This window comes from Roseicyclus sp. (genome assembly GCF_052168335.1).
GTDB lineage: Bacteria > Pseudomonadota > Alphaproteobacteria > Rhodobacterales > Rhodobacteraceae > Roseibacterium.
In genome coordinates this window covers 1-5,041 of the sequence record NZ_JBQLZP010000505.1, presented here as the reverse complement: position 1 = coordinate 5,041, position 5,041 = coordinate 1, and the positions used below count along the sequence as shown (strand labels likewise).

At 72.2% G+C, this 5,041-nt stretch carries 3 protein-coding genes and 1 pseudogene; all 4 read right to left on the bottom strand.

Going from position 1 to position 5,041, the window contains the following annotated elements; translation table 11 throughout:
- Positions 1 to 545: pseudogene (locus tag ACTS11_RS15490) on the bottom strand (4-alpha-glucanotransferase); the annotation flags it as partial.
- The gene (gene glgX, locus ACTS11_RS15485; protein ID WP_442641197.1) at positions 538 to 2,631 is read right to left on the bottom strand and encodes a glycogen debranching protein GlgX; all 2,094 of its coding nucleotides are present in this window, start codon (positions 2,629 to 2,631) and stop codon (positions 538 to 540) included. The gene glgX and the pseudogene ACTS11_RS15490, both read right to left, overlap by 8 nt.
- Entirely contained in the window at positions 2,628 to 4,058 is a 1,431-nt protein-coding gene (glgA, locus tag ACTS11_RS15480) for a glycogen synthase GlgA (protein ID WP_442641196.1), read from the bottom strand. The genes glgX and glgA overlap by 4 nt, the downstream gene beginning before the upstream one ends.
- Positions 4,058 to 5,041, bottom strand: a 984-nt coding sequence (locus ACTS11_RS15475; protein ID WP_442641195.1) for a glucose-1-phosphate adenylyltransferase, incomplete at its 5' end; no start/stop codon positions are given. The genes ACTS11_RS15475 and glgA, both read right to left, overlap by 1 nt.

The following is a 5,041-nucleotide window of genomic DNA, read 5'->3' as shown; positions in this document are numbered from 1 at the left end:
TGGATCGGGTTCAGGCCGAGGAAGTCCGCCCCCTGCCCCGCCAGATCCTCGGCGGCCACCGCGAGATCGTCGTAGTCGCCGATGCCGCCCCTTTGCGCCGGGCGGAGGGCGTGGAGCGGCAGCATCACGCCCCAGGCGCGCGGCGGCGGCGGCAGGCTCGGCGGCGCGACGATCAGCGTGCAGGCAGCCCCGCCGACCGCCAGCCGGTGCAGGCCGAGCGGCAAGGCCGGCAGCGTATCGCCGCGCCCCTCCGCCGTGGCCCCGTCCTCCCGCGCCAGCGTCCAGTCCGCCCCCGCGGGAACCAGCCCGCGCGGCGGCCGCTCCGGCTCGGCCACGGCCCAGGGCGGCACGGGGCGCGTGCCCTCTTCCGCGTCGAGCGCGGCGAGACGGTCCGCCGCCTCGGCGTCGGTCTCCGCAGGCAGTCCCATCGCGGCGAGGAGCGCGCGCATCGTGGCCCGCCCCGTGCGCCGCCGCCGCCCCGTCTGGTCGGTGTAGGAGGCGACGATCCCGGCCCGCTCCGCCAGCCGCGTGAGGGCGTCAGGCATCGCGGGCCTCGAGCACGCAGACGGTGACGGACGGGCCCGGCACGGAGAGGACGCGCCCCGCCGGTTCGCGGCCGAACCAGGCGTCGGACGTGCGGATGCCCAGAACCCATTCCATGCCGTCCGGCGGCTCCGGCAGATGCGCGCGCACGGGCGCGTCCCCGCCGTTGAAGACGAGGAACAGCGCATCCTCGCGCTCGGCATAGGCGGGCGTGCCCGAGGCCATGCGCAGCTCGGCGCAGAGGACGCGCGCGCCCTCGTCGTCCCAGTCCTCCTGGCTCATCGGGCGCCCTTCCGGGTGCCACCAGAACAGGTCCTCCATCCCGTCGGTCGCCCGCTCGCGCGAATGGAGGAAGCGTTTCTGCCGCAGCACCGGATGGCTCCGCCGGAACGCGACCAGCCCGCGCGTGAAGTCGAGAAAGTCCCTGTCGGCATCGTCCCAGTCGATCCAGCCCGTCTCGTTGTCCTGGTTGTAGGCGTTGTTGTTGCCGCCCTGCGAATTGCCGATCTCGTCCCCGGCGAGGATCATCGGCGTCCCCTGGCTCAACAGGAGCGTCGCCATCATGTTCCGCCGCCGGAGCGCCCGGGCGGCGCGGATCGCGGGATCGTCGCTTGGCCCTTCGGTGCCGAAGTTGTCCGAGAAGTTCTCGCCGTGGCCGTCGCGGTTGCCCTCGCCGTTGGCCCCGTTGTGCCGCTCGAGGTAGGAGACGACGTCGGCCAGGGTGAAGCCGTCATGGGTCGTCAGCATGTTGACCGAGGAGGTGGCCGGCCGCCCGGAATGGTCGAACTGCTGCGCCGAGCCCGAGAGCCGGTCGGCCAGCACCGGTACATGGGCCGCGTCGCCCCGCCAGTAGCGCCGCACGCCGTCGCGGAAGCGGTCGTTCCACTCCATGAAGGGCGGCGGGAAGGCGCCCAGCTGGTAGCCGCCCGGCCCGATGTCCCAGGGCTCGGCGATGAGCTTGACGTTCGTCAGCACCGGGTCGGCGCGGATCGCGTCGAAGAAGGCCGCGCCCCTGTCGAAGCCCCGCGCCGTCCGCCCGAGCGTCGAGCAGAGGTCGAAGCGGAACCCGTCGACATGCATGACCTCGACCCAGTAGCGCAGGGAGTCGAGCACCATCCGCAGGACCATCGGGTGGTCCATGTTGATCGTGTTGCCCGTCCCGGTGTCGTTCACGTAGCCGCGCCGGTCGGGCGTCAGGCGGTAGTAGCTGAGGTTGTCGAGCCCCCGGAAGGCCAGCGTCGGCCCCGTCTCGTCGCCCTCGCAGGTGTGGTTGTAGACAACATCGAGGATCACCTCGATCCCGGCGGCATGCAGGCGGGCCACCATGTGCTGGAACTCGGCGATCTCGCCCCGGTGGAGGTAGCGCGGCTCGGGCGCGAAGAAGCCGAGCGTCTGGTAGCCCCAGTAGTTCGTCAGCCCCTTCTCCACGAGGAAGCGGTCGTTGAGGAAGGCCTGCACCGGCAGCAGCTCGATCGCCGTGATGCCGAGCGTCACGAGGTGGTCGATGACGGCGTCCGAGCCGAGTGCCAGGAAGGTGCCCGGGTGCGCCACGCCGGGAAAGCGCTGCGTCAGGCCCTTCACGTGGGCCTCGTAGACGATCGTGTCGGCGATGCGGGTGCCGGGCCGCCTGTCGCCGCCCCAGGAGAAGCTCGGGTCCTCGACCACGCAGCGGGGCATGTAGGGCGCGCTGTCGCGGCGGTCGAAGCTGAGGTCGCCGCGCGCGTCGCCCATGGTGTAGCCCATCAGCGCGTCGTGCCAGCGCAGGTGGCCGGTGATGCGCTTGGCGTAGGGGTCGATCAGGAGCTTGTGGGGGTTGAAGCGGTGGCCGTGATGCGGCGCGTAGGGCCCGTCGGCGCGCAGCGCGTAGAGCTGGCCGGGCCGGACGCCGGGGAGATAGCCGTGCCACACGTCGCCGTCGCGCTCGGGCAGGTCGAGGCGGTGCGTCTCCGTGGTCCCGTCCTCCGAGAAGAGGCAGACCGTGATCCGCGTCGCGTGCTCGGAGAAGACGGCGAAGTTCACGCCCTCCCCGTCGAAGGTCGCGCCGAGGGGCGAGGCCCGGCCCTCCTGCATGGCGAGGCGCGTGCTCATTCGGGGCCGAGGACCTCGCGGTAGAGGCGCGCGTAGGCGGCGGCCGAGGCCTCCCAGCCGACGGGTTGCGCCATGGCGTTCTCCTGCATCCGCGTCCAGGTCGCGCGGTCGGCGTGGAGCGCGCAGAGGTCCATGAGCCCGAGCGCCAGCGTCTCGGCCGTCAGGGGATGGACCTGCACGCCCGTGCTGGCGCCTGCCGCGAGGGCGGCGGGGCTCGCCGGGATCACGGTGTCCGCAAGGCCGCCGGTCAGTGCCACGAGCGGGATCGTCCCGTAGCGCAGCGCGTAGAGCTGCGTCAGCCCGCAGGGCTCGAACCGCGACGGCACGAGGAGCGCGTCGGCGCCCGCCATCAGCCGGTGCGCCATCGGCTCGTCATAGCCGATGTGGACGGCGACGCCCGGGTGCCGCGCGGCCGCCTCGCGCCAGGCCGCCTCGAGCGCGGCCTCGCCCGTGCCGAGAAGCACGAGCTGCCCGCCCCGGTCGAGGAGCGCGGGCAAGGCCTCGAGCAGGAGGTCGAGCCCCTTCTGCTGCGTCAGCCGCGAGACCACGGCGCAGAGCGGTCCGTCGGCCTTGGGCAGGCCGAACTCGGCGCGGAGCGCGGTGCGGTTCCGGGCCTTTCCGCGGGGCGTCCGATAGCGCGCGGCGATGTCCCGGTCGGTCGCCGGGTTCCAGTCCGAGGTGTCGATGCCGTTCAGGATGCCCGACAGGTCGCCCGCCCGCGCCCGCACCACCCCGTCGAGGCCCGCGCCGAACTCGGGCCGGGTCAGCTCGCGCGCGTAGGTGGGCGAGACGGTCGTGATCCGGTCGCACCAGACGAGCGCGGCCTTCAGCGCATTGATCCGGCCCCAGAACTCGAAGCCGCGGTCCTGCACGAAGTCGGCCGGGTCGAGCCGCAGCGCCTGGAGGCGGGACGCGGGCGCCGCGCCGTGAAAGGCGATGTTGTGGACGGTGAAGACGGTGGGTGCGGTCCCGCCGCGCTTGCGCAGGTAGTAGGGCGCGAGCCCCGCCTGCCAGTCGTGGCAATGCAGGAGATCGGGACGCCACTCCCCCGCCCCCTCCGCCGCGATGCGCGCCGCGATCCACGAGAGCGCGGCGAAGCGCTCGGGGTTGTCGGGCCAGTCGCGCCCGTCGGGGCCGAGATAGGGCGTCCCCTCGCGGCCGTAGAGGTGCGGCGCCTCCAGCACGAGCAGGTCGATCCCCCGCGCCCGCGCCGCGATCACGCGGCCGGGCCCGCCGAAGAGCGTGTCGTCCTCCATCACCGTCGCGCCCGCGCCCACGGCCTCCATCACGCGCGGATAGCCCGGCAGGAGGACGCGCATCTCGACGCCCTCGACCCCCATCACCCGCGGCAGCGCCCCCACGACATCGGCCAGACCGCCGGTCTTGACGAAGGGCACGCATTCCGAGGCGACGGAGAGGACGCGCATCAGATGGACGCCGCCCGCCGGTCGAGCATGTCCTGCGTGATGAGCGTGACACCGGTTTCGGTGACGCGGAACCACCTGGCGTCCTCCTCCGGGTCCTCGCCCACGACGAGGCCCTCGGGGATGTGGACGCCCCGGTCGATCACCACCTTCGTCAGCCGAGCGTGGCGCGAGACGTTCACGTAGGGCAGCACGACCGCCTGGTCGAGCGACGCGAAGCTGTTGGTGTGCACCATCGTGAAGAGGAGCGAGCGGCGGATCTCGGTCCCCGAGACGATGCAGCCCCCCGAGACGAGCGAACTGACCGCCATGCCGCGGCGGTTCTTCTCGTCGTGGATGAACTTCGCGGGCGGCACGGATTCCGAGTAGGTCCAGATCGGCCAGTTGCGGTCCCAGAGGTCGAGATCGGGGGTGAAGTCGGTGAGGTCGAGGTTCGCCTTCCAGAAGGCGTCGACCGTGCCCACGTCGCGCCAGTAGGCGGGCGCGCCGGGCGCGTGGCGCACGCAGCTGTCGGTGAAGCGGTGGGCCATCGCCTTGCCGTTCTTCACGATGTCCGGGATGATGTCGCCGCCGAAATCGTGGCTCGAGTTCGGGTCGGCCGCGTCGCGGATCAGCAGGTCGCGCAGGAACGGCCAGGAGAAGACGTAGATCCCCATGGACGCGAGCGCGACTTTCGGATCGTCGGGCGTGCCGGGCGGATCGGCGGGCTTCTCGAGGAAGCTCGTCACCCGGTCGCGCGGATCGACCGCCATGACGCCGAAGGCGACAGCCTCCTCGCGCGGCACGGTCAGGCAGCCGATCGTCACGTCCGCCCCGCTCTCGACATGGGCGCGGACCATGCGCTCGTAGTCCATCTTGTAGATGTGGTCGCCCGCGAGGATGAGGACGTAGTCGACCTCGTAGCTGTCCACGATGTCGATGTTCTGCGTCACCGCGTCGGCGGTGCCGAGATACCACTGGTGCTCGTCCACGCGCTGGCTCGCGGG